Origin of the sequence: Trinickia symbiotica (assembly GCF_003028655.1) — a bacterium.
GTDB lineage: Bacteria > Pseudomonadota > Gammaproteobacteria > Burkholderiales > Burkholderiaceae > Trinickia > Trinickia symbiotica_A.
In genome coordinates this window covers 43,079-65,093 of the sequence record NZ_PYUC01000026.1, presented here as the reverse complement: position 1 = coordinate 65,093, position 22,015 = coordinate 43,079, and the positions used below count along the sequence as shown (strand labels likewise).

23 protein-coding genes are annotated in these 22,015 nt (G+C 60.5%); 4 read left to right on the top strand and 19 right to left on the bottom strand.

The window, feature by feature from the left end; all coding sequences use genetic code 11:
- Positions 1-101 precede the first annotated feature (101 nt).
- The 6 genes from hemN to cyoA all read right to left on the bottom strand — a co-directional run bounded on the left by hemN (position 102) and on the right by cyoA (position 6,480).
- A complete protein-coding gene (hemN, locus tag C9I57_RS30930) occupies positions 102-1,472 on the bottom strand; it encodes an oxygen-independent coproporphyrinogen III oxidase (protein ID WP_107154314.1) in 1,371 nt (456 codons plus the stop codon).
- An 11-nt stretch (positions 1,473-1,483) separates the two neighbouring features.
- On the bottom strand, positions 1,484-2,548 hold the full coding sequence (locus C9I57_RS30925) for a fatty acid desaturase (RefSeq protein WP_107154313.1): 1,065 nt from the start codon (positions 2,546-2,548) through the stop codon (positions 1,484-1,486).
- A gap of 86 nt (positions 2,549-2,634) precedes the next feature.
- Positions 2,635-2,967 carry a cytochrome o ubiquinol oxidase subunit IV gene (gene cyoD, locus C9I57_RS30920; protein ID WP_102607294.1) on the bottom strand — a complete coding sequence of 111 codons (333 nt, stop codon included), beginning with the start codon at positions 2,965-2,967 and terminating at the stop codon, positions 2,635-2,637.
- Positions 2,968-3,576 carry a cytochrome o ubiquinol oxidase subunit III gene (gene cyoC / locus C9I57_RS30915; protein ID WP_107154312.1) on the bottom strand — a complete coding sequence of 203 codons (609 nt, stop codon included), beginning with the start codon at positions 3,574-3,576 and terminating at the stop codon, positions 2,968-2,970.
- A gap of 3 nt (positions 3,577-3,579) precedes the next feature.
- Positions 3,580-5,586: a cytochrome o ubiquinol oxidase subunit I gene (gene cyoB / locus C9I57_RS30910; protein WP_107154311.1), complete on the bottom strand. Its 2,007-nt coding sequence runs from the start codon at positions 5,584-5,586 to the stop codon at positions 3,580-3,582.
- Between the two features lie 3 nt (positions 5,587-5,589).
- The gene (gene cyoA, locus C9I57_RS30905; protein ID WP_107154310.1) at positions 5,590-6,480 is read right to left on the bottom strand and encodes a ubiquinol oxidase subunit II; all 891 of its coding nucleotides are present in this window, start codon (positions 6,478-6,480) and stop codon (positions 5,590-5,592) included.
- Between the two features lie 497 nt (positions 6,481-6,977).
- Between cyoA and C9I57_RS30900 the strand changes: the two genes are divergently transcribed.
- Positions 6,978-7,340: a DUF3564 family protein gene (locus C9I57_RS30900; RefSeq protein WP_107154309.1), complete on the top strand. Its 363-nt coding sequence runs from the start codon at positions 6,978-6,980 to the stop codon at positions 7,338-7,340.
- 438 nt (positions 7,341-7,778) lie between these two features.
- Here the strand turns inward: C9I57_RS30900 and C9I57_RS30890 are convergent, their stop codons facing one another.
- Complete coding sequence (locus tag C9I57_RS30890) at positions 7,779-8,147, bottom strand: hypothetical protein (RefSeq protein ID WP_223258755.1); 369 nt, start codon at positions 8,145-8,147, stop codon at positions 7,779-7,781.
- A gap of 55 nt (positions 8,148-8,202) precedes the next feature.
- Between C9I57_RS30890 and C9I57_RS30885 the strand changes: the two genes are divergently transcribed.
- On the top strand, positions 8,203-8,460 hold the full coding sequence (locus C9I57_RS30885; RefSeq protein ID WP_102607300.1) for a helix-turn-helix domain-containing protein: 258 nt from the start codon (positions 8,203-8,205) through the stop codon (positions 8,458-8,460).
- 118 nt (positions 8,461-8,578) lie between these two features.
- Here the strand turns inward: C9I57_RS30885 and C9I57_RS33655 are convergent, their stop codons facing one another.
- Together C9I57_RS33655 and C9I57_RS30875 are read right to left on the bottom strand one after the other, a co-directional pair.
- On the bottom strand, positions 8,579-9,115 hold the full coding sequence (locus tag C9I57_RS33655) for an H-NS family nucleoid-associated regulatory protein (protein ID WP_107154307.1): 537 nt from the start codon (positions 9,113-9,115) through the stop codon (positions 8,579-8,581).
- Between the two features lie 43 nt (positions 9,116-9,158).
- Positions 9,159-9,485, bottom strand: coding sequence for a helix-turn-helix domain-containing protein (locus tag C9I57_RS30875; RefSeq protein WP_102607302.1), 327 nt, complete (start codon positions 9,483-9,485; stop codon positions 9,159-9,161).
- Positions 9,486-9,695: 210 nt separating this feature from the next.
- Here C9I57_RS30875 and C9I57_RS30870 point away from each other — a divergent pair, with 210 nt between their 5' ends.
- Together C9I57_RS30870 and C9I57_RS30865 are read left to right on the top strand one after the other, a co-directional pair.
- Positions 9,696-10,196, top strand: coding sequence for a hypothetical protein (locus tag C9I57_RS30870; RefSeq protein WP_107154306.1), 501 nt, complete (start codon positions 9,696-9,698; stop codon positions 10,194-10,196).
- A gap of 211 nt (positions 10,197-10,407) precedes the next feature.
- On the top strand, positions 10,408-10,836 hold the full coding sequence (locus tag C9I57_RS30865) for a hypothetical protein (protein WP_102607304.1): 429 nt from the start codon (positions 10,408-10,410) through the stop codon (positions 10,834-10,836).
- A gap of 104 nt (positions 10,837-10,940) precedes the next feature.
- Here the strand turns inward: C9I57_RS30865 and C9I57_RS30860 are convergent, their stop codons facing one another.
- The 10 genes from C9I57_RS30860 to C9I57_RS30815 form a co-directional block, all read right to left on the bottom strand.
- Complete coding sequence (locus tag C9I57_RS30860; RefSeq protein WP_107154305.1) at positions 10,941-11,957, bottom strand: relaxase/mobilization nuclease domain-containing protein; 1,017 nt, start codon at positions 11,955-11,957, stop codon at positions 10,941-10,943.
- A gap of 1 nt (position 11,958) precedes the next feature.
- The gene (locus C9I57_RS30855; protein WP_308836381.1) at positions 11,959-12,429 is read right to left on the bottom strand and encodes a plasmid stabilization protein; all 471 of its coding nucleotides are present in this window, start codon (positions 12,427-12,429) and stop codon (positions 11,959-11,961) included.
- Positions 12,430-12,509: 80 nt separating this feature from the next.
- On the bottom strand, positions 12,510-13,997 hold the full coding sequence (locus C9I57_RS30850; RefSeq protein ID WP_107154303.1) for an LPD7 domain-containing protein: 1,488 nt from the start codon (positions 13,995-13,997) through the stop codon (positions 12,510-12,512).
- Between the two features lie 46 nt (positions 13,998-14,043).
- Positions 14,044-15,882, bottom strand: coding sequence for a PriCT-2 domain-containing protein (locus C9I57_RS30845; RefSeq protein ID WP_107154302.1), 1,839 nt, complete (start codon positions 15,880-15,882; stop codon positions 14,044-14,046).
- Positions 15,879-17,600, bottom strand: coding sequence for a type IV secretory system conjugative DNA transfer family protein (locus C9I57_RS30840; protein WP_258187915.1), 1,722 nt, complete (start codon positions 17,598-17,600; stop codon positions 15,879-15,881). Before C9I57_RS30840 ends, C9I57_RS30845 begins: the two co-directional genes overlap by 4 nt.
- Positions 17,601-17,608: 8 nt before the next feature.
- The gene (locus C9I57_RS30835; protein WP_107154300.1) at positions 17,609-18,010 is read right to left on the bottom strand and encodes a hypothetical protein; all 402 of its coding nucleotides are present in this window, start codon (positions 18,008-18,010) and stop codon (positions 17,609-17,611) included.
- 7 nt (positions 18,011-18,017) lie between these two features.
- On the bottom strand, positions 18,018-19,136 hold the full coding sequence (gene virB11, locus C9I57_RS30830; protein ID WP_107154299.1) for a P-type DNA transfer ATPase VirB11: 1,119 nt from the start codon (positions 19,134-19,136) through the stop codon (positions 18,018-18,020).
- Entirely contained in the window at positions 19,133-20,380 is a 1,248-nt protein-coding gene (virB10, locus tag C9I57_RS30825; protein ID WP_440130263.1) for a type IV secretion system protein VirB10, read from the bottom strand. Before virB10 ends, virB11 begins: the two co-directional genes overlap by 4 nt.
- Positions 20,373-21,197 carry a TrbG/VirB9 family P-type conjugative transfer protein gene (locus C9I57_RS30820; protein ID WP_107154298.1) on the bottom strand — a complete coding sequence of 275 codons (825 nt, stop codon included), beginning with the start codon at positions 21,195-21,197 and terminating at the stop codon, positions 20,373-20,375. Before C9I57_RS30820 ends, virB10 begins: the two co-directional genes overlap by 8 nt.
- Positions 21,194-21,898: a virB8 family protein gene (locus tag C9I57_RS30815; protein ID WP_107154297.1), complete on the bottom strand. Its 705-nt coding sequence runs from the start codon at positions 21,896-21,898 to the stop codon at positions 21,194-21,196. Before C9I57_RS30815 ends, C9I57_RS30820 begins: the two co-directional genes overlap by 4 nt.
- Positions 21,899-22,015 lie beyond the last annotated feature (117 nt).

Below are 22,015 nucleotides of genomic sequence, written 5' to 3'. Positions count from 1 at the left end.
CTGCACCGCGACTTCGGGATTCGCTGCCAGTTCTTCCATCGTGTACACCTGTCCATTAAAGTTGTTAATGGGCACGATGCTCGCGTCAGAACTCCTGCGCTTCAAGGCGCCTTTGCCGGGTGCTTACCATAGTGGTCGAATACCATCGCGATATCGCGCACCAGCATTCTGCCCGCCGCAAGCACTTGCAGTCGGTCCGAGTCGACCGCGATGAGGCCATCCCGCTCGAATTCGCGCAAGCGTTCCAGCTCGGGAGCGAATACATTAGCGAAGCAAATCCCGTATGTGGCCTCGAACTCAACAAAGCACAGTTCGAAGTTGCACATCAACTGAGCGATGACGTCTCGCCGCAAGCGGTCGTCGACTGTGAGGCAAATGCCCCGTGCGATCGCGAGGCGCCCAGTATTGATCGCGGCCGAATAGCTGGCCAGATCCTTGGCGTTTTGAGCGTACACGTCGCCGACCTTACTGATCGATGACATGCCTAAGCCGATCAGGTCACAATCCGCGTTAGTGCTATATCCCTGAAAGTTCCGATGCAGCGCGCGCCGCGCCTGCGCACGCGCGAGCTCGTCGGTTGGCAAAGCGAAATGATCCATACCCACATACACATACCCGGAACTTGTCAACTTCTCAACCGCGATGCGCAGCAGCGCAAGCCTCTCTTGCCGCGATGGCAGAGTCGACGCATCCATCTGACGCTGCATCGTGAAAAGCTGCGGTAAGTGCGCGTAGCCGAATACGGAAAGTCGATCAGGTGCGAGCGAGAGCATGATGTCGAGCGTGCGCGCGAAGCTCTCGGCGGTTTGATACGGCAACCCGTAAATCAGATCCACGCTAATCGAATGGAATCCTGTTGCGCGCGCGGCACGCATGACGTCGGCAGTCAACTTGAGTGGTTGGATACGGTTAATCGCGTGCTGCACGAGCGGATCGAAGTCCTGTACACCGAGACTGAGCCGGTTGAAGCCTAGCGTGCGCAACTGGACGATCGTTTTCGCGCTTACCTCCCGGGGGTCGATTTCAATCGAATATTCGCCTACGTCATCGGGCCGCAACGTGAAATGCTCGCGCGTGGCGGCCATCAACTCGATCATTTCGCCAGGAGAGAGGAACGTGGGCGTACCGCCACCCCAATGCAGCTGCGTCACGGGACGCGCCGTATCGAAGAGTTCTGCCTGAAGCGCGAGCTCACGTTTCACGCAGTCGAGATAGGGCCGCGTACGTGCGCGGTTCTTCGTGGCGATCTTGCTGCAAGCGCAATAAAAGCACGCCGTACTGCAGAATGGAATATGGAAGTAGAGCGAAAGATCTGTATCCGCCGCTCCGGGATCAGCAGCCGCGCGCGCGTAGTCCGCAACGTCGAAGTCCTCGCGAAACTGGACCGCGGTCGGATACGACGTATAGCGCGGGGTGGCGGCATTGTACTTTGCAAGCAGCCGGTGCTGAAACAGGATGTCGGCATCGATCATACGTGCTCCAGTCAAACGGTCGGCCGCCCGGCGAAATCGGTCCACTGATGCGAGGCAAAATCATAGAGCTTGCAGCGCTGGGCGGTGCCGAAGTACCAACGCCATGAGAAAGGCTGCACCAAGATGCGCCCTGGCAGCTGTTCCTCGAGCTTGCGCTGCGCAGCCGCGAGTCTGTAAAGCGGCAGACTCATGTCGACGTGATGAGCCGTGTGTTCCATGATCTGATGAAACAGTGCGCCAATGCCGCGTCGGAAGGTCAGGTGCACCGTCGTCGAGACGAATGGGTCCGTGCGGCCCCACTCGGCGCGCTCGTGGTACCAGCGAATTCGCGTGTGGGTGTGATGGACATACACAACAAATCCCATCATCGCACACCAGAACAGGAACGGGATGGCGAAGCCGGTCACGATGAGCGACATGGCCGGCTGATCGGTCAGATAGGCGGCCCAAACAAGGGTGCCGATCCAGAACAGCGCGAACACGGATACCAGTACGCAGTCGCGAAGAAAAACCGGCCGGCGCGTGGGCATCGCCGCGCGCGACGGGAAGAACATTCGACGCCACCAAATCTCGATCATGTAGTACAGCCCGGGCGCCCACCCGCTGCGGTAGACGCGCTCCAGAATGCGACGCGGGCCGGACAGCGCGCGAAACTCCCGCACAGAAAGCGGTGCCCACACGAAATCGACGCCTTTCAGGTTCGTATACCCGTGATGGATGACATTGTGTCCGACTTCCCAAAGGCTGTAGGGCGTGAGCGATGGCAAAAAGGCGACTCGGCCAAGCCACCGGTTCAGCTTCCGGTGTCGGGTGAGGCTCTGATGGCAGGCATCGTGGCCGATGATGAACAGCCGGCCGATGACGAAGCCGGCGACGAGCCCGCAGACGGCTTTCCACATGAAGCCGTGCGTCTGTATAACCGCTGCGAGCGAAACCAAGAGCAGCGCGAAGTCGAATGTGATCAGCACCAGTGCGTAGGCGGTGTCGCTTTCACTGAACGGGATCAGCCACGACCGAATGATCCTGCGATGCGGCAGCGGCTCTCCGGCAGAGATAGGGCGGAGCGAATCAGTCATGAAACTACTGGGATAACGTGAAGTGCAAGGAGGAATGCCCTGCCCAGGGGGCCGAGCCTTTCCAGATGGATCAGCGAAGACTCGGGTCAGCGAGACATCATGTGGATGCTGACGTTGTGCATCACCCAGAGCGTTCCGAAGATCAGAAACAGCGCTGCGAATGCGGCGTAACAGAACGCGAGCACATTCCACCGCTGGCCGCGGGAAAAATCGAGATGCAGGAACGCGACCAGATGGACGACGATTTGCACGAACGCGAGCGCCCCGAGGACAATCATTGCGGTTTCCGGCGGCAGAGACCGGTGCGTGGCCAGTATGAACGATCCCGCAGTCAACAACACGGCAAGGGAAAAGCCGACGATATATCCAACAACGCTGCTGTTCCGCGCCGTCAGCGGCAAGGAAGAAGAATGGGTCATTTAAAGCACGCTCCCGAGATAAACGAAGGTAAATACGCCGATCCACACGATGTCGAGGAAGTGCCAGAATAGGCTCAAGCACGTGAGACGGGTCAGGTCGCGCTCGGAGATATCCGACGAACGGACGACGTGCGCGACGAGTACGGCCATCCAGACAAGCCCGGCTGTGACGTGGAGGCCATGCGTGCCGACCAGCGTGAAGAAGGAAGAGAGGAACGCGCTTCGGTCAGGGCCTGCCCCGCCGGCAATCAGCTGCGAAAACTCGCGCAATTCCTGAGCGAGGAAAAACGCGCCGAGCACGAAGGTCACGACGAGCCAGCCGAGCACCGCGCGACGCTGCCGGCGATGTGCGGAAATCATCGCAAAGCCGTATGTGATGCTGCTCACGAGAAGTGCGCCGGTTTCGAGTGCGACACCCGAAATATTAAAAAGATCCCGCCCGGTTGAGCCACCTGCGAACTCGTTTGACATGACGGCAAACGCGGCGAATAGAGCGGCAAACAACACGCAGTCAGTCATCAGGTATAACCAGAAGCCTAATACCGTCGGAGAGACGCCATGTTCTGCGGCCGTTACGCCGTCGGTGGTAAGCGATGCAGTTTGCGACACGGATCAGCCCTCCGCCTTTTCGGGTAACTCGACCGGTCCCAGCGTGCGCGTGCGGTTTCTCAGCGACTCCATTTCGCAGACGCGTACGGCGGGAATGACATAACCGTCATTTTGACGAAAACTGCGCGCGATCAGCGTCGCAATGATGGCTGCAAACGATAGTCCGGCGAGCCACGTGATGTGCCACACAAGCGCGAACCCTAGTGCAAGGCTGAACTGACCGATAGCAAAGCCGTCGGCAGTATTGGAAGGCATGTGGATGTCCTCATGGCTTTCTGGCGCCGCGTTGGCTTTGCCCGCTTCCTTCATGTGCGCGAAGGCGTCGAGCTCTTCCACAACCGGAAGATGCGCGAAGTTGTAGATCGGGGGCGGCGACGCAGTCGCCCATTCGAGCGTTCGACCACCCCACGGATCGCCCGTTGCATCGCGGTATTGCGGAAGGCTACGGCGTTTGACGGCGACGACGATCGAGGCTATCTGGTAGGCAACGCCACTGGCGATCAGCACAGCACCGAATGCAGCCACGACGAACCATGGATGCCACGCTGGGTTTTCGTAATGACTCAAGCGCCGCGTCGCACCCATGAATCCGAGCACGTAAAGCGGCATGAACGCCACGTAGAAGCCGATCAACCAGAACCAAAAGGCACGCTTGCCGAGCTTTTCATCAAGCTTGAAGCCGAACGCCTTCGGGAACCAGTACGCCAGACCAGCAAAGTATCCGAATGCAACACCACCGATGATTGCGTTATGGAAGTGCGCAATCAGGAAGAGACTATTATGAAGCACGAAGTCGGCACCCGGGATAGCCAGCATGACGCCGGTCATCCCGCCAATCGTGAACGTCACCATGAATCCGATCGTCCAAAGTACGGGCACCGAAAACTCGAGCCGGCCTCTGTAAATCGTGAAGAGCCAGTTGAAGACCTTCACGCCGGTCGGCACCGCGATGACCATTGTCGCAATACCGAAGAACGAATTCACGTCGGCGCCCGACCCCATCGTGAAAAAGTGATGTAGCCACACGAGGAACGAGAGGATCATGATCACGCATGAGGCATACACCATCGTCTTGTACCCGAAGAGCGGTTTCCTGGCGAACGTGGCGATGACCTCTGAGTAGATGCCGAATGCGGGCAGCACGAGGATGTACACCTCAGGATGCCCCCAAGCCCATATTAAATTCAGATAGAGCATCGGATTTCCGCCGGCGTCGTTTGTAAAGAAATGCATACCCAGATAGCGGTCAAGGGCGAGCAAGCCCACAGCGACTGTCAGAATCGGAAACGTCGCCATGATCAGCACGTTCGAGCAGAGCGCCGTCCAGGTGAACACGGGCATCTTCATAAGCGTCATGCCGGGAGTGCGCATGCGTATGATCGTGACGAAAAAGTTGATGGCTGTGATCAGCGTGCCGACGCCGGATATCTGAACGGCCCAAATGTAGTAGTCGACCCCGACGCCCGGGCTGAACTGCAGCTCCGACAGCGGCGGATAAACCAGCCATCCCGCCTTGGCGAATTCACCGATGACCAGCGAGAGATTCATCAGGATGGCGCTCACCGCCGTCATCCAGAACGAAAGCGAGTTAAGGAACGGGAATGCGACGTCACGTGCGCCGATCTGCAGCGGCACGATAAGGTTGAAGAGGCCAACCATCAGCGCCATCGCCATGAAAAAGATCATGATCGTGCCGTGTGCCGTGAAGATCTGGTCGTAGTGATGAGGCGGCAAATAGCCGGGTGAATGGTAAGCAAGCGCCTGCTGCGCGCGCATCATCAGCGCGTCGACGAAGCCGCGCACCAGCATGAGTCCCGCTACGACGAGGTACATGACACCGATCCGCTTATGATCGACGCTCGTAATCCACTCACTCCAAAGCCATTTCCATTTGCCGAGCGCCGTCAGCGTGCCTGCGACGGCGAGGGCGATCGCCAGCATCAGCACGCCTGCCCCCATGATGATGGGCTGATCGAACGGTATCGCCGAGAGTGTCAGTTTTCCAAGCATGGTCTATCCCTTGCTTCCACAGGTGCCGTCCTTGAGGTCAAGGACGTTGCCGTTGTTGTACTTCGCGATGATCTTGCGAAAGAGCTTCGGATCAATAGACGAGAAGTACATGACCGGTACATGCTCGTCCGGCTTCGCAACTGCGCCGTAGACGTCCATACTCAAGTGCTGGGGAGAAGCGCGCACCTTGTCCACCCAGGCGGCGAAGCGCACGCGATCCACCGCGATGGCACGGAATTTCATGTCAGAGAATCCCTCACCGCTGTAGTTCGCGGAGAGGCCGGCATAGTCGCCCGGATAATCGGCGATGAGATGCAGCTGCGTCTGCATGCCGGCCATCGCGTAGATCTGGCTGCCTAGCTGAGGAATAAAAAACGAGTTCATCACAGAATCCGACGTAATGCGGAACTCGACCGGCGTGCCGACGGGGAACACGACCTGGTTGACCGTAGCAATGCCGAGGTCCGGATAGATGAAGAGCCACTTCCAATCGAGCGCCACGACATCAACCTCCATCGGTTTCACCTTTGAGGCCAGTGGTCGATACGGATCGAGTTCGTGCGTCGTGCGCCAGGTCAGCAGGCCGAGATAGAGGATGATGAGCGCCGGAATCGTCCACACGACGACTTCGACCGCCGTCGAATGCGCCCATTTTGGCGAGTAGCTCGCTGCAGTGTTCGAAGCGCGATAGCGCCAGGCGAATAAAAGCGTCAGCACGATGACAGGCACGACGACGATGAGCATTGTAAGCGTCGATGTCAAAATCAGCGCCTTCTCTGCCGCACCCACAGTCCCTTTTGGGTCGAGCAATGCGGCATCGCATCCGGAAAAACAGGCAGTCACTCCCGCCACAAGGGGTATCGACCATTTCTTCAAAGCTTTTCTGGATATCATGTTTGTCCAGTCATGGGTTGAAGTACGTGGGTGTCGTATCACCTGCATACATGCAGGACCGAGCACGCTAGGGCGATCGTCCAACATCAGGGGTTGATCTGGCTTGACTGAAATCAAATAGCGAACAGCAAAAACGTGCGGCATGTTGACGCAGATGTAGCACGGCGAAGCCGTAGTCAGTGCGCGCAGGCATGCGGGATTCCACGACGAATGCGCGGCTACGGCTGCGGTGACGTAAGCACGAGCAAGCGTCATTGAGTCATGGCAGGTTGTGACCATGTAAGTTACACAAGGCTGATGACCCGCGACGGGAACCTCGATCAAGCGAGTGCAATCGAACGGCGGAAAAGCACCTTCATAGACATGCCGATGCGCTACCGCAGGATAAGGGCGGCCCCCTCCGCCAAATTCACCTAGCCTATCGACTCACCATTAATTCAGTGATGTAGGCCATCACTCACACATGTCGCCGAGAGGCGCTCGTCAGGAGGACGCGAATGCGGATCACAGTTCACCTTCACTCGTTCGATGGCATCGACCCTAGCGCATACGCGATTCTCTGGTTCGATGACGAACTGCTCGAATGGTCGCGCGAGTCCCACGCAAGCCTGACCTTACCTTCATGGGGGCGGCTGGAGGGCCGTCCCGCGAAAACGCGTGTTTGCCCGCCCGGCGGTGGAAGTCCGCTGTTCGAACTCGAGGACCTCAAACTCCGCAAACACGGCGGGCCGTTCGAAGGAGAAACAGGTGTAGCGCGGCGGGTCGCCCCTCCCTCGGCATGTGGCCGTTGGCATATCCAATGTATCGATGATCAACGCGCCCGGGCCGAATCGAGCATCTGTGCGCACGGCGACGCCTGACGCACCGGCCACCACCGCTGTCGACAGCGGGCACTAAGGGCATCGGAAAGGATGCTCGATGAAGATTCAATGTGCACGCGACGGTACATTGAAGAGAGCGAGGTCCGGCGGGTTTCCGACCCGGTCCCCGAAGGGGGGCACAGAAACCGCATCTTCATCGGGCTCGCGCCGACGGTTGCCCAACGCACGGCACTGTTCCGCACGGGGAGTTTTGTTATGCAAGCATCGGCGCTCATCGTCGACACCCGCTGAAGAAAAAGCGCCGGCAGGAAGCCTGCCGGCAAAAAAGGTTCCGGCATCCGAGGGTGATGTATCGCCGGAACCAGGCACTAGCTGTAGCGTTTGCAAGCTTCGTCATCAGCGCTGCCATTTTCTCCGCATCGCACCTGCGACCCCATGCGCCCTTTCCGATTGCGCAACTGGGCGGTGTGACAGCATTCATTCGACGTTGTTCGAGTCGTGAAGGGTTGTACATTCATCATCCAGCACTTTCAAGCAGGCTTTGAAAACTGACGTGCCGATCAGGCCGGACTGCAGCAACGTGACCAATCGCTTGCGGCGAGTGTGGGAGGGGTATGAATCGCCGCCCACGATCTGCCAAACGGACGCGATTAGGGCCCGCCGTGCAGCACGTCGGAACATGAGATAGACGACACCTGCAACCGGGCCCGAGCAGATACACGCGAAAGTCCATCCGCTACGTGAAAGCCAAACGCGGTTGGCGGCCAAATGGCGCATGTCGATTGCGATCGACGCTGCGATACCGGCCGCCGCTAGCACCCACACGATCACCATCAGTTCCCGCACAGAATATCCCAAATCCGAATCTGGGATATATGATATCCGAATTTAGAATGTGTGGATGGCCCACCCGATACATGACCGCCGCTACCGTCAACTCGCCGCGCTGCTTATGGAGACGCGCAAGCAGCGTGGGCTGCTACAACAGGATCTTGCCGAGCGCCTAGGACGACCACAGTCTTTCGTCTCGAAGTACGAGAGTGGTGCGCGACGCATTGACGTCATCGAATTGCTCGACATTTTGCGCGCGCTCGAAGCCGATCCGCACGAATTCATCGATCGCATTCGAAACCTGCCGCTTGCGGCACTACCGCGTTAGACTGCCCGATCGATGTGATTTTGCGGCGCGCGGCTCGTGCGAGCTATTGCATGTGCAGCCTACTTAGCACAACAGTTAAAGTGCCCGGTTGTGACGTTTTGTGAATAGCTATATGGCACTAAGAAGCAGTACGCGCGCGTCGACCGCCCGACGGGTCTTCAATCAAGAATTCTGCGCGGTTCTTTGCGTTCGCCAACCACGCGGGAGCACGACCGCGTCCACTCCAAGTTGCACCGGTCTCAGGGTCGCGATACTTCGCCGGCTGCTGCCCTCGGATATAGTTGCCCCGCTTTTTTTCAACGTTTCCGCCAGTCGTCGATACATCCGACGAATTGCCATCAACGAGAAAGCGCGTACGGTTCTTCGCATGCGCAATCCATGAGGGAGCGCGACCGCGTCCAGACCAGGTAGCACCAGTTTTTGGGTTTTGGTATTTCGCCGTAGCAGGAGCCGTCTGCGCAGCAGCCTTCTTACCGGGCCTCCCGCCACGTTTCTTCGCGTCAACGTGAGCCTCGATGTCAGCTAGCGTAACCCCGCCCTTTCGCATGAGTTCGACAATGCGATCGAGCGTCGCCGAGAGTTGCTTTGCTCTGATGGCTTGTGCCTGCTCTTGCAAACGCCTTATCTTTACCTCAATTGCTTCCAATGTTGCCATGACACCCTCCCGATCTTCAAAGATGACACACGATGCTACGAATCTACTTCGAGCCGACCTCCAGGGTTTGAGCATGCGATAGAAGCTCGTTGCGTTTCCGTTTCGAGAGCCTGCCAAAAATCAAAATCAAGCGGGCGAGTTCTTCATCTTCCGCGTAGAGAAACGCAACCGGTACCCGAAGTACTGCCGCGATACGGATAGCAAAGGTGTAATCCGCCTTGTGAACGCCGAGCTCATAGCGATTGATGCGCGTGCTCGCGACAAATGGATCCAGGCCCGCCTCAATCCCAAGCTGCTTCTGCGACAGCCCGGCCTCTAGGCGAGCCTCCTTCAGTCGCGTTCCAAAGATTGAAGGCGGCGCCGCGGACATTCACTGGTAGCCCGTTACAAACAGAACTACGAATATCGTTGCAAAGCGCTCGCTTAGATACTACGACTATCGTAGTATACTCCGATGCGCCGGAAATCCATGGGGATCTCAGCGGGGACACCGGTCGGAGCACTGCCCTGTGGATAATCGGCATCGCCCCCCCAACACCTCGTTCAACAGGGGTTTCCTCAATAGACCGGGGAGCACTCAATGCAAGAGATGCCGGACAAATGGCCGCCGCCCGGCCCCTCCACTGACATGAGCGAACAGGACTACCGCCGGCTGCGGATGCTCAACGAGCATCTGCAACAGGCGGAACAGTGGATTGATCGCCGCAGCAGGAAAATGTTGACCGCCTATGGCCTTGCTGCAGCTCAGTCCCGCCACACCGAGCATCTGGAGGAAGACGTCGCATTGGTCGGGACCATATTGTTCCTGCGGCGGGATGATCAGCCGCGTCTACGTCCGGAAAAACACAACGTTGTAGCACGGATCGATATTCCGATCCTATCCACGGCCGGGCGCGTTGATGAGCCACGCGTCGCCAACGCAAGGATAGTCTGCCCGCCCGCGAACGATCATGCGAACTGGTGTTCACTGTTTGTGAACCTATACGAACAGGCCTTGCAACGGAACCTAACGGAGCTTCTCAGCATAGGCGCATTGTCCATCGACGTCGCGCTTATTCAGCAGCACGTGCGCTCCTGGTAACGGCGTCCACTTGGTCCGTGCATCGGCGACGAACTTTTGCACTGCCTGTGCGGTCCTGAGATGAGAATATGAATCGCCACGGCGACTGCTCCTTGCGTTCGTCTAACGGACGTCTATCTTGATTAAGAGATAGCGAATGCATCGCGCCGAAAGTTGACGCTTTTTGGGCAAATGGCATAGAACCGTAATACACATCGAAGGAGAGAAAAAGATGGTGCTACTGAAGGTAGCCATCACCGTAGGTATCCTGCTTGCTATCGCCAGAGGCATCCGGCAATTTGATCGCCACTGTCGGCAGCGGTTTGGTCGCAACATTCTCACGGTACGAGGGTTCTGGCTCGCGGCCGTCGCGATCAATTTTCTTTGGTGGGGATACTACGCGTGGGTGACCGCGCCACTCCACCACGTACCGGCCTATGGAGGACTTATTCTCGTCACTCTAGGCATTGGGACAGTGGCGAACCTGATACACGAAAACGTTCGAGGCACGAACGTTACATACGGCGTCGGTGGGACATCACTCCAGCTTGTGCTGTTTTTCCCAGTGGCGCTCTACGGCGTACCACTGCTGGCCATCGCCTTCGTTTTCCTGCTCTTCGCAACGTACAAAAGCGTGCCCGCTTGGCTTGCTGATCGCTAGACTCTCACCGCGCGCGGGTCTACTGCGTCGAACCAGCACGTTCCTTCATCAACGATAGTCTCGGCGGCCGATTCGGTCGCGTATAGCCTACGCCCGCTTTCCCCTCATTGCCGCTCGACGTCCGGAGGCAAGCCACATAGCTGCTCGGCGCGCGAGGGCATCCCGCGATCTCCGCGTGCTAGCGCCTTTTCGGGTTGTGGTGCAGGACTGGGGCCGTCCCTCTGAATCGGCATAGCGCGTACAAAGTCCGTAATGTCGATAGCCATGGCTCGGTCCGCCCTCAGCGGCGACTCCGCCATTGCTTGCGCCACTTCGCGCCACGCGGCAAGTGCACAATCGTGAGCTCTGCATTCTGCCTGCCGCTGCTTTTCGCTGCTTGTGGCGTGCCAGTACATCGGCGCTTCACCGCGTGCGAGCATCTGCGCGACACTTTGCTCCGGGTACCGCTGGCTGACGCCGCGCGTCAGTCTAGGGGTCGCATTTGCATCGACGCCATGCTCACGGAGTTGTTCAGCAAATCGCTCGCGCCAGCGCCGTATGTCTTCCTTTCGAGGATTGAGTCGTCGTCCGTCGGGGCCGCGCACCTGCACGCTCAGATGTACATGTGGGTGAGCTTCGTCGTCATGGGCTGCGAAGACGTACGCACGTCCATCTCCGAACTCGAGGGCCGCAAAGCCTCGGGCGGCGTCCCGCACTGCCTGCCGATTCGTTCCCGGCGGCATCGATAGAAGGATGTTGAATACCTCGCGGCGATGACTCGTCTCCGGTATTCCCCACCCGCCCAACTGCCAGCTACGCGCTAGCTCGCGGACGGCGTCCGCGCCTGCGATTCTGTCTCCGTTCTGATCTTCGAGCTCCACCTGCCCGTTGCGCGAGATATAGCGCATGTGCCGACGTACCGCACCCATGCCTTGCGCGCTCGACGCCTTGTTGGTGATTTTTACCATCACTTCAGGGGAGCGCCGTAGCGTCCGCGCCACGCGATCACGCATCCGCGCTGCCTCATCACGAATTGCTGAGCGCGAGAGCCGCTGTGCCCGGGCATGCCAGAACGGCTCTGTGAACAGACGATCACCCCAGTTCAGAAGCATCGCGTCAATGTAGGTCTTCGGATAGGACATATTACCGGCTCCATCTATCCAGGTTGGCACGGATCACAGCCGCGACAGCGTGCATATGTACGTCGATCTGTTGCCGGACGGCCGCGATGTCCGGTCGATCATCGTGCACCAGACGCCCGGCGCCTCGGTTACGCCCGAGTTGCGCGAGCCAGCGGTTGATTGTCGCCAGGTGCTGGTTCGAGTCTGACAGCAAGCGCAGCTCGTTTTCGCCGAGCTGTGGCGCCTGCGTCAGATGAGCACGGATCAACGCGGCAATCCAGCGATTACTGGTCAAGCCCGAAGCGGCAGCCCGTTGCTCTACCGCTTGAAGCTCGGTGCGCGTCAACCTGACTTCGATTCGCGCGTGTGGGTCTTGGACGGTCCCCGGTGGCATCGCAGCCTCGACGTCCAGATCGCTATGCACGCCGCCGGAATCCAGCGCGACCGCGATCAACTGCCGCACGCCCTCGCCCGCTGTCACGCCGCGGTGCATACACCACGCCTCCCATTCCCGACGCGTTCCGACCAGTTCAACGCACAGACGCTCCCGGATACGCATTTGCCGAAGCCCTTCTATCGTGCCGGCAGCGAAGGCTCGGCGGCCGCGCGCTCAATCTCGCGTGAAAGCGTGCGCTCCGGGGTGGAACGCGTGCGCCGGTCACGCTCAGACGGGGCCTTTGGATCGAAAACCCTCGGGCGCGGAAGCTGAACGCCATCCTCGCCGAACGCGTCGAGCATTGCTTCTGCACGCTGCCGGACGCGCGAGATCGACCGCGCACTGAATCCCTGCTCCCGCATGGCTCCGGTCAGTACAGCGAGGTGCAGCACTTTATCTTCGTCCGATACCGTGGAGCGAAGACGTTCCTGCCCGCGGTCCTGCGATGGCGATTCGATTGGCGCACTCGAGCGCCCGGATGCATCCTCGGGCTGCACCGTGGATCGAGTCGACGACCGCGTGCGGTCGATGACATCCACCTGCCAGGTGTTGCGATACACATCTTTTTCCTCCTCGCCCACCATCACGCCGCGGGCATCGACGACCGGCACTTTGACCGTCACGAGCCTTCGGCCGAGATTTTCAAGCGTCACTTCCTGGCCGGGCTGCGCTCGTGACTCCCGCACGGCGCGCGCGAGATCGACGCCCCAAACGATATGCTCGTCGCCCCTCGCATCGCGAAACACTACGTAGTACGAGTCGCTTCGCGCGGGATTGTTCTGATACGGGGCTCGGCCATGCTCACGCAATTCACCGGAATAACTGCGCGGTGCTTCCTGCTCGTCATTAGCGGCCTGTTGCGGTACGACCTGATCAGCACCGCGTTGAGCGAATGGTCGCGAAATGCCCCCGGCGACAGAAACCACTTCATCGCTTTTCGCCGCCTGCATCGGCGGCCTCCCGCCGTCTGCATGCGCAGAAGCTTGCGCCCGCGCCATCGATGCATCAGCCTCAATGCGGTTATTCAGCCGCGTTTGTCGCGCGTCGGCGAGACGTGCGAGATCAGCAGCCTTCGGCTCGTAGCCACCCACGTCGATACCGAGCACAGTTGCCCGCAGCCATACTTCGCTGCGGAATGCCTCGTTACCGGACACACGGATGCGCTGCCACGACTTGGCCGCCGCCATATCGACCATCGATTCGACCACGTCCGGACGGTTGTGCTCGGTGACGAGGTACGCCCCAAGGTCCTCGAACGCCAGCTGATACGGCGCATCTTTCATGAAATACTGGTTGCCCGCGCGCAGGTACCGCTTGCGGACACGCTCGGGCGGCTGCTCCACCGGCAGACGCTGCGAGTCGGTGGGGCCCCGCGGCTCATTCATGACCGCACGCGAATCGGGATCGAGTCTTCGAGCATCTTGCGGACTAGCCATGTCGCGCAGGCGCGCCCGAGCCGAGTCGAACTCGCGTCGGCGCCGTGCCGCCACATCGCTCAACGCGGCCGCGTCAAAGCGACCGGCACGGCTTTCATCGGTTGCGAGCCCCGCTAACGGGGAACCGCCTGGGACATCCTGCTCGATCAGGTTGATCACCGGATCGGCAGCAATTGAGGTCTCAGCCATCGTCTGACTCCTTTCTGACCGGTACGGATCGCCGGCGATACTTCCTTCATCTATCGGGTCCTGAAGGATCTTGGGACGCCCCCTTTTCCTTGGACTGCTCCAGCGCCGCCGCGCGGGCTTCGCGTACACGCGCCCACGACCTCGCCTGCAACTGATCGAGCATCACCTCCAGGTTAGGGCTGTAGTTCAGCTCGCGCGCCGACTTCTTCAGCGAGCCCACGGTGCGTTGCAACAACTCGCGGGCGCGATCCCACGGATAGACTTTAGGACGATCACCGTCATATCCGATCTGCAACTCAGCCCCATTGAGGCGTGCGTTTTCATCCATCCAACGCAACCGCTCGGAGACGAATTGCATTTGAGCCTTCGGGTGAAAGACGACGCTGCGCGTCGCGACCTCCTGGATCACGTAGTGCTCTGTGTTGAACACTTCTCCGCGGTACGGCCCTCCGTTCTCACGTGGCGCCGCCACGCGCAACGGTGCACCAAAGCGATATTCAGCTTGCGCCCGTACCTCGTCAGGCACATCCGACACTGCGAACAACGGCTCGCCAACTGCCGCACGGGTTGGCGCAGTTGGTCTTTCATGGGCCGGCGTGGCAGCGATAGGTTCGGCGGTGACTGATCCCTCCGCGACGGTCGGAGATTCCGGCGCCGCCGCTTGCTTTGAGGCACCGCGCTTCGGCGCACGACGGCGCGAAGCGTCCTCGGCCTCGTTCACCAGCTTTGCTTTCACATTGCCCATGACTTGCTCCTTTAGTTCGTGCGCCTCGGCACCGGTCGCGAGCTCTTCTGCCGCCGCATCCGCCGCTGGCTCGGTGCCCGTTCGCGTTTGGTCGATAGTGCGAAATGCAATGTCGCGCAGGCGTTCCCTGACATATGCAAATCCGGAGAGGACCGCCATGTCGTTGAAATCAGTGGGTGTCTTGTCGTCAATCCGGGCATCGCTTGCGAATATAGGCAGCGCCAGACGTGCGTGCGATTCTTGAGCCGCCTGTCTCGCCTTAGCTTCCCCAGGGCCGAGGTCGCCCAGGACAACGAGTTCCGCGTCGGGATAGCGGTCTCGCAGAATGGCGCTCACCTGTGGAAGTGTTCCGCTCGAAAGTGTCGCGAGCGCCATCCACTCCGTCGCGCGGTACGCGGACAGAACCGTGGCCATACCTTCGCCGATCAGAATTGGTGTGGTCGGCTGATCAGTTGTCGGTAGCAGGCCGGCGCTCCAGTAGCCCCCCTTCTTGAGGCCTCCCGCCAGTGACGACTTTCGGCCGTGCTCGTCGATCAGCTCGAGCGTCGAGATCGCTTCGCCGATCCAGAACGGCACCACCAGCACACGACCCGCGAGCGGCAGCTCTTCGCTCGTCGGTGTATAACCCAGCAACGCATGCAACTCCGGGGCCTCCAGCTCGCGCAACGTCGAGACGGGGGCGAGCTGTTTGCGGATGAGATATGGGTGTTCGGGACCGACGGGCCGAGCCCATTGCCAGACGGCTTGCGCCTCGCGCGCCACTGCCGCGTGTCGCGCCCGTTGCTGCGCTTCCTCGCGCGTGCGGCGCACCACGGTATCGGCGTTTGGCAGAAGCGCTGTCGCCATCCGGTCCGGATACTGCGTGCGCGTCAGGTCGAAGCCGTGCTGCCGGGCAAGCCAGAACAGCGACGCAAGCGTCTTGCCGCCCGCTTCGTTCGCGGATCGCCAAGTGGTACGCGCGGCGCGCTCGTTATAGTTGCTGGCCGTGCGGCTCCATTCGTCCCAGATCTCAAAGCCCGCATCGCCCAAGCCGTTCTTGAGTGCAAACGCCATATCGACCCACGTACCGTAGTCGTCCGCGGGAATGACCGCGAGCGCGGCGCGCACGCGCGCGGTCTCATCGAAGTAGGCCGCACTCATTGTCGTGCTCCTGCTGCCGACACCGCATCCGACGCGCCACGCACTGATCTGTGTTTCGCTCTGGAAGGACTCGCGAATGTCAGCTCTGCCACGTCAAGATCTGCGACCGAAAGCCGACGCGTCGCCCGCCGGACGCGCTCTGCAGGAACACCGAGGAGCATGAAGTGCTGCTCTACATAAGCGGTCACGTCATCCTCGCTCAGATCGTTCAGCGACGCCGGCAGATTCCGCGGATCCCAGCCCTGCAGGACTTCGAGGTATTCAGCCGGCACATCAAGTAGCCTTGCGCCTTCTGTATCGACTTCCTCCGGCTGCAACTCACGCAGCCGTCGCTCGGCTTGCGCTGTAAAGCGTACGAGGTCCATGGTCGGTACAGACGGCGCCGCGCACACGCGCGAGGCGAATACCGGATCGCGCCAGTAGCAGATCTTGTCGGCCAGGATGGGCTTCGTATTCTCGAGCACGATGATCTCCTTATCGCGGCCGAGCTCCTTTAGCTCCTGCGGCAGCAGCAAAGGCCGACGCTGCTCCGACAGGCTTTCAGACGCGCCGCCGCGGCCACCGAACATCCCGCTTGGGCGGCTGATGCTGCGCGAATGGCCGGTAAGCGTGCCGAGCATCTCGGAATAGTCGTTCGCGTCCTTCTGCTCGCGCGGCGCGTACAAGATTTGCATTGCGTGATTTGTGATGAAAGTGCGCGAATCGGCCCGGCCGTAGACGGATTCCAACTGCGCAATCGACTGGACGATCGAAAGCAGCCGCAGGTTGTAGCCCGCCATGTAGGCGACCGCTCGCGCGATGATCTGAATCTTGCCGATCGCCGTCATCTCATCGAGCAGCAACAGGCACTGGAAGTGCAACGTCGGATCCGCATCTGGCAACTGCTTCGTGTTCAGATTGACCAGTTGAGAAAACATGAGATTCACGAGCAGCGCCGCCTCGGACAGGTGGTCCGGTGTGATGCCGATATAGATGGACATGCGCCGTCGGCGCACGTCGCGCAAATCGAAGTCATTGGCGCTCGTCGCCGCGTCGACAATCGGGTTGGCCCAGATCGTAAGCGGCGCATTGAACGTCGCCAGAATGCTGGCCAGCACCTTGTCGTCGTTTGACAGGAAGCGATTCAGTGCATCGACGCAAGCGCCACTCAGGAGCCCGCGATGCTGCACAAGCGCGAGCTGCAGGTAAGCCTTGACTGGCATCCCATTTCCTGATGACTGCCTGAGCACCTCGCCCATGGTGACGGGATAGTCAGGAATCGATGTCCCGTTACCTGCTCTTCGGGCGTCGCGCCACTCGCACAACAGCAGCGCTATCCCGAGGAAAAGATTGCGCGCCTGGTCTTTCCAGAAGTCATCATGCCCGCCGGGCGGATACAGTGCGTAGCCGATCGCAAGAATGTCGCCCATGCGGAAGAGCCCGTCCGAAATTGCCGACAGTGGGTTGTATCGATGTGTGCGGCCATCTTCGGCGAACGGATCGAACAGATACACTTCTTGCCCATGCGCGCGACGGAACCCCGCCGTCAGAACGTAGTTTTCGCGCTTGATATCGAGCACAACGACCGAATCGGGGTAGCTGAGCAGGTTCGGAATGACAATGCCCACGCCCTTACCCGAACGCGCTGGCGCGGCGAGCAAGACAAACTGCTGTCCGGCGAAGCGCAGGTATCGCCCCCGCCATAGGCCGACGACGATCGCGGGCGCGCTCGCATCCATCCGCCCGCTCATAGCAACCCCGCCGCGCGGATTTCGGCTCCGGTCGCAAACCGGGCGCGGCCATAAAGACGCCGGCGCCCGGTACGCTCCCACAAGGCGTACAGCCCCATTGCGGGACCGCCCACGCCGACCAGTACGCCAAGGAGCGCCGCACCCGCCAGCCGATTCCCTCCGCGAGGCATCAGACCGTCACGCCAGGCAAGCAGCGCGTCAAGCCAACCCGCAAGTCCTCCATGCAGAGGGTTGATCTGCAACGTCATGTACAGAAAAAACGATGCGAGCCACAACGACGCCAATCCGCCAGCGGCGACCATCAGTAGTGCGAGGACCGTAACCACCGCTACTCGCAGGTGATCAGCGACTGGACTGGCGACTTCGGGCGGAATGCGAAAGCGATCATCCGTGTCCATCGCGACCTCACACGATCGCCGTGCGCAGCTTGCGCACCGGATCGAACCAGATTTCCGTCATCGCCCAGCGCTTGCCGACTTGCTCTCCAGCTTCGTCGAATATGGAACGCGCCTCCATGTGCGCCACGACATCGATGGCCAGAAAGAGCAGGCGCTTGAGCGCTGCATCGTCGTATGCGGCAGCCTCAGGATGCTCCTTTGCCATCAGCGCGAAGCGCTCGACCGCGACCGTCGCGTTCGGGGCGTGATAACTCGTAATCGAGCCAGCATGGCCCGTCGTGAGCAGTTTCAAAAAGTCATAAGCTTCCGCGCCGCGCAGCTCGGCTAGCAGCACCCGGTCGGGCCGCATACGCATGGCGCTCGCGATGAGGTCGGCCGGCGCCACTTGTGCCTGGCCATGGCCGCCCTTGCTATACGTCAGATGAACACAATTCTCGATGTGCGGCAGGAAGAGCTCGCGGACGTCCTGAATCGTCACGATCCGCTCGCTTATGGGAATGGACCGGCAAAGGGTTTTCATGAAGCTGGTTTTGCCTGAACCGGTATTGCCCATGATTACGATGTTCAGCCGCTCCCGAACGGCCAACTCAAAGAACCCGCAGCGGTCACGTGCCTGCAAATATCCAACAAGCCGGCGATCGTGCGAACGCAATGCCGGCAACGCCGCGTCGAGGCCGTCGGGCTGGCGCCATACCGTTTCGTCAAAGAGCCCCTCGTTGCGATAGTCGTCAAGCGTCTTTTCGCGCGCCGACGGACGGCGGATCGTAATCGAGACGGTGCGCGGTGGTACGACTGGCGGCACGACGACCTGGATACGGGCGTCGCCGGGCAATAGCGCGGACAGCACCGGATGCTGTGCCGATATCTCCTGATTCGTCAGTGTGGCGACGGCCACCGCGAACGACATCAGGCGGTCATAATCCAGGTCTGCGTAGTCGAAGCTATGCCATCCGCGATGCGTCTCCGTCAACACACGCTGTGGCTGGTTAATGACGAGCTCCGTCACATCAGCGTCGTCGAGCAACGGCGCAAATGGCCGCATGAGTTCGTGCACAGACGCATCGTCCGGAAGCCGCGCGACCGTGGCATCGGGCACCGAGTTCGGCATGTTCGGATCGGCAATCATTGCGCGCCCTCCGGCTGCAGCGCATAGACCGATTCGAAGTCGATATCGCGCGCGAGCACGATCGTGAATTCGGCTCCCTGGTTCTGCGTGAGGGTTGGTGGGATGTTGATGGTGCTGCTCAGCACGCGCGTAGCCATGTCGTTGCCTTGCTGCTGCGTATTCTCGTAGACGACGGAGCCGTTGCTGTCGCCACCGCGCGTAGCGAGATACCCGATGGCGTCCTGCGTCATGCCGAGCAGCATCGCCGCACCGATACGCTGCCTCCAGTGGTTGTCCACGTAACCATCGATCCCCATGCGACCGAGCGCATCGGCTGCGGGCGAGTCGATCTCGACGGTCACACCATGGGGAGTCTTAATGCGCGCCGCCAGAATGAACGCGCGCTTTTGCCCCGGCGACAGATTGGAGCGGTACTGGCTATTGATCTGCGAGCCACGTTCGATCAGCACCACCTTTCCGTCGTCGGAATAGACGTTCTTCGTCACCGTGCAGGTGGACAGTCCCGCCTCAGTCGAATCGAAAGCGGTATCGCCTACGCAGTCAATCTTTGCGCCCTGAGCCAGAGTCAGGTTGCGGTTACCGAGCGTGCCTGCGACTACGCGCGGTGTGGGCGTCGGTGCGAGGGCCTGCGCAAGCGAACCCGTTTCATTCTGGTCAGGGGAACCTGCTTTTCCTCCGGACGACCACGACCGCATCGACGAAGCCGTTCCTGCGCCGCTGCCAGCAGCATCTCGCGCTGCCACGCTGCCTTGATCGTTGGCGGAGGACGTCCCACCCGTTACGAGCAGCGGCGCATCGTAGTAGCTGCGCACGGGCGCTGCGGGCATGACCGGAACCGGCAAGCGATTCGCTACGGGCGCGGATGCCACGGTCGCGGCACTCGCTAGAACCGGCATCGAAGCCGAGTTGGCAGGTGATGAAGGAACGTCCTTGAATAGCCGTCCCTGGGTTGGCGTTTGTGCTATCGCGTCGCGGCGCGCCTTCGCCTGTGCGTCGTGACGTGCAAGATACGCGTGAACGGTCCAAACTGCTCCAGTGCCGGCTACGAGGATGATGAGAACTGGTGTCAACCACCAGGCGCGTGGCCGGGCGCTGCGGTATTGGCCGAGCGCCGGCATACCACGGTCCCCGACCAGTTGCGACGTTTGACTAGCGTCAGGATCGTCCGCACGCGGGCCACGCTGGGCAGGCTCGTCCGGTCCGACTGCGTTGCGACGCCCGTCCTGACTCAGTGGATCATTCATCGCCGTGGCTCCGCAAAACGCGCATTACTCCGTCAACGGCGGTGCCGTCACGCGGCGGCACGCCGTCCATGTCGTAGGCGTCGTTCCAGATACCGACGACCTCGTCGCCCAGTCTCAGCACGAAGCGCTTCGCCACCTCGTGAACAACGATGGTGTCGCCATCCATGTGCTTATCGACCGTGCTCTCGGTGCCGTCATCGGCAACCCGAAAGATCGCCGGAATGCGCCGGTTCGCGGGAATACGGATATAGGTGAAGCGGCCGTCGTCCCACGCTGCCGTCGGCGCGATATCGTCCGAATGCCGCATGACCTGCATGGAATATCGGGAATTGCGTATCACGGGCGACTGCTGAAGGCGCTGAACGACGAGCACGTTATCCGTCTCGGCGCGCGACTGCGCCTTCAGTGCGTCCGGGTATACGAACGTCACCCGGTATATCTCCTCGTCGTTACCGAACTTCGTCTTCAGCGGCAGCACGATCAAATCGAAGCTGTAGCTGCGCTTATCGGTCCTGATTTCAAGGTTCGAGTCGTGCGCGGCTAACTGCGGCTTGAGATAAACGTCGTTATCGCCCTTGTTGGCAACGACCTGCCAGCCACCACGGTCGCCCGGTGCGACGACAACGATGTGCTCTCGCGGATCAAGGGCGATGTGTGTCGCAAATCCGCGCTGCGCGATGATGCGCACGACAGCGTCGGGCTCGTACACGACCTGACGCACCCGCGAATCGCCGGACCAGCCCGGCACCGTATAGGCGCAGACAACAGGGCTACCGATCATCAGCAGACAGCAAGCGATCACAGAAGCGCGCTTCATGGTGCACCTCCCGCAGTGGCCGACGCCGCCGCCGGCGTGTACTCTGGATCGCGGCTGTAGGCCGTCACCTTGAAGCCAAGCGGATTCGCAACCGCAACGCTCTCGCGGGTGAACATGGGTGGCCGATACCTGTAAGCCAGCGTGATCACGAAGCGCTGAGGCGTTTCCGCGTTCGCCTGGCCATTCTTGAACATCGTGCGTTCGATATGCACGACCGCGTGCCCTGGTTCGTCGGGTGGCAATGTCGTGGACATGATCCGAACGCGCCCTTCGGTGTTCGCGCCGAGCTGCCGGTCGAGCGCGTCCGGGCCGCTGTAGATCGCGCGGTAATCGCGTGCGACCACGTCATCGCTCATCGCGAGCACGTCGTCGTAGTCCATCTGCAGCAGTCCCCAGTTGTAGCGTTCGCGCTCGCGCACATACGCCTCAACCCAATGCTTGTCCTCGATTTCCCTCGTATGTACGTGGCGTGCGTCAAGCACATCGATAACCTGCGATTCGCCTGTCAGGCGATCAACCTCGATCGGCAGCGGCACGACACGGTAGAACGGCACCATGACTGCCAACGCGGTTACGCTCAGCGTTGCTACACCCGCAGCGGCGTAAGCGACGTGCCAGGCTCGCCGCTCGGATCGCTCCTGCAGATGCGTGAGCGACGCCTCGATGTCGAGCACGCGACTGTAGTCGTCGGGGGCACTCATCGTCCGCCTCCGATTACCGCGTCGGGCCTCGCAGATGACGCGGCCGCTGAAGAATCCAGTGACACACGGTTGATCGGCACCCGATGCAAACCCTCAGGCAGGACGGGTTTCGGTGGG

Coding starts and splice junctions, on each gene's coding strand:
- hemN (WP_107154314.1), bottom strand. CDS start 1,472: ATGATCGATGCCGACATCCTGTTTCAGCACCGGCTGCTTGCAAAGTAC.
- C9I57_RS30925 (WP_107154313.1), bottom strand. CDS start 2,548: ATGACTGATTCGCTCCGCCCTATCTCTGCCGGAGAGCCGCTGCCGCAT.
- cyoD (WP_102607294.1), bottom strand. CDS start 2,967: ATGACCCATTCTTCTTCCTTGCCGCTGACGGCGCGGAACAGCAGCGTT.
- cyoB (WP_107154311.1), bottom strand. CDS start 5,586: ATGCTTGGAAAACTGACACTCTCGGCGATACCGTTCGATCAGCCCATC.
- cyoA (WP_107154310.1), bottom strand. CDS start 6,480: ATGATATCCAGAAAAGCTTTGAAGAAATGGTCGATACCCCTTGTGGCG.
- C9I57_RS30900 (WP_107154309.1), top strand. CDS start 6,978: ATGCGGATCACAGTTCACCTTCACTCGTTCGATGGCATCGACCCTAGC.
- C9I57_RS30885 (WP_102607300.1), top strand. CDS start 8,203: ATGGCCCACCCGATACATGACCGCCGCTACCGTCAACTCGCCGCGCTG.
- C9I57_RS33655 (WP_107154307.1), bottom strand. CDS start 9,115: ATGGCAACATTGGAAGCAATTGAGGTAAAGATAAGGCGTTTGCAAGAG.
- C9I57_RS30875 (WP_102607302.1), bottom strand. CDS start 9,485: ATGTCCGCGGCGCCGCCTTCAATCTTTGGAACGCGACTGAAGGAGGCT.
- C9I57_RS30870 (WP_107154306.1), top strand. CDS start 9,696: ATGCAAGAGATGCCGGACAAATGGCCGCCGCCCGGCCCCTCCACTGAC.
- C9I57_RS30865 (WP_102607304.1), top strand. CDS start 10,408: ATGGTGCTACTGAAGGTAGCCATCACCGTAGGTATCCTGCTTGCTATC.
- C9I57_RS30860 (WP_107154305.1), bottom strand. CDS start 11,957: ATGTCCTATCCGAAGACCTACATTGACGCGATGCTTCTGAACTGGGGT.
- C9I57_RS30855 (WP_308836381.1), bottom strand. CDS start 12,429: ATGCACCGCGGCGTGACAGCGGGCGAGGGCGTGCGGCAGTTGATCGCG.
- C9I57_RS30850 (WP_107154303.1), bottom strand. CDS start 13,997: ATGGCTGAGACCTCAATTGCTGCCGATCCGGTGATCAACCTGATCGAG.
- C9I57_RS30845 (WP_107154302.1), bottom strand. CDS start 15,882: ATGAGTGCGGCCTACTTCGATGAGACCGCGCGCGTGCGCGCCGCGCTC.
- C9I57_RS30840 (WP_258187915.1), bottom strand. CDS start 17,600: ATGGATGCGAGCGCGCCCGCGATCGTCGTCGGCCTATGGCGGGGGCGA.
- C9I57_RS30835 (WP_107154300.1), bottom strand. CDS start 18,010: ATGGACACGGATGATCGCTTTCGCATTCCGCCCGAAGTCGCCAGTCCA.
- virB11 (WP_107154299.1), bottom strand. CDS start 19,136: ATGATTGCCGATCCGAACATGCCGAACTCGGTGCCCGATGCCACGGTC.
- virB10 (WP_440130263.1), bottom strand. CDS start 20,380: ATGAATGATCCACTGAGTCAGGACGGGCGTCGCAACGCAGTCGGACCG.
- C9I57_RS30820 (WP_107154298.1), bottom strand. CDS start 21,197: ATGAAGCGCGCTTCTGTGATCGCTTGCTGTCTGCTGATGATCGGTAGC.
- C9I57_RS30815 (WP_107154297.1), bottom strand. CDS start 21,898: ATGAGTGCCCCCGACGACTACAGTCGCGTGCTCGACATCGAGGCGTCG.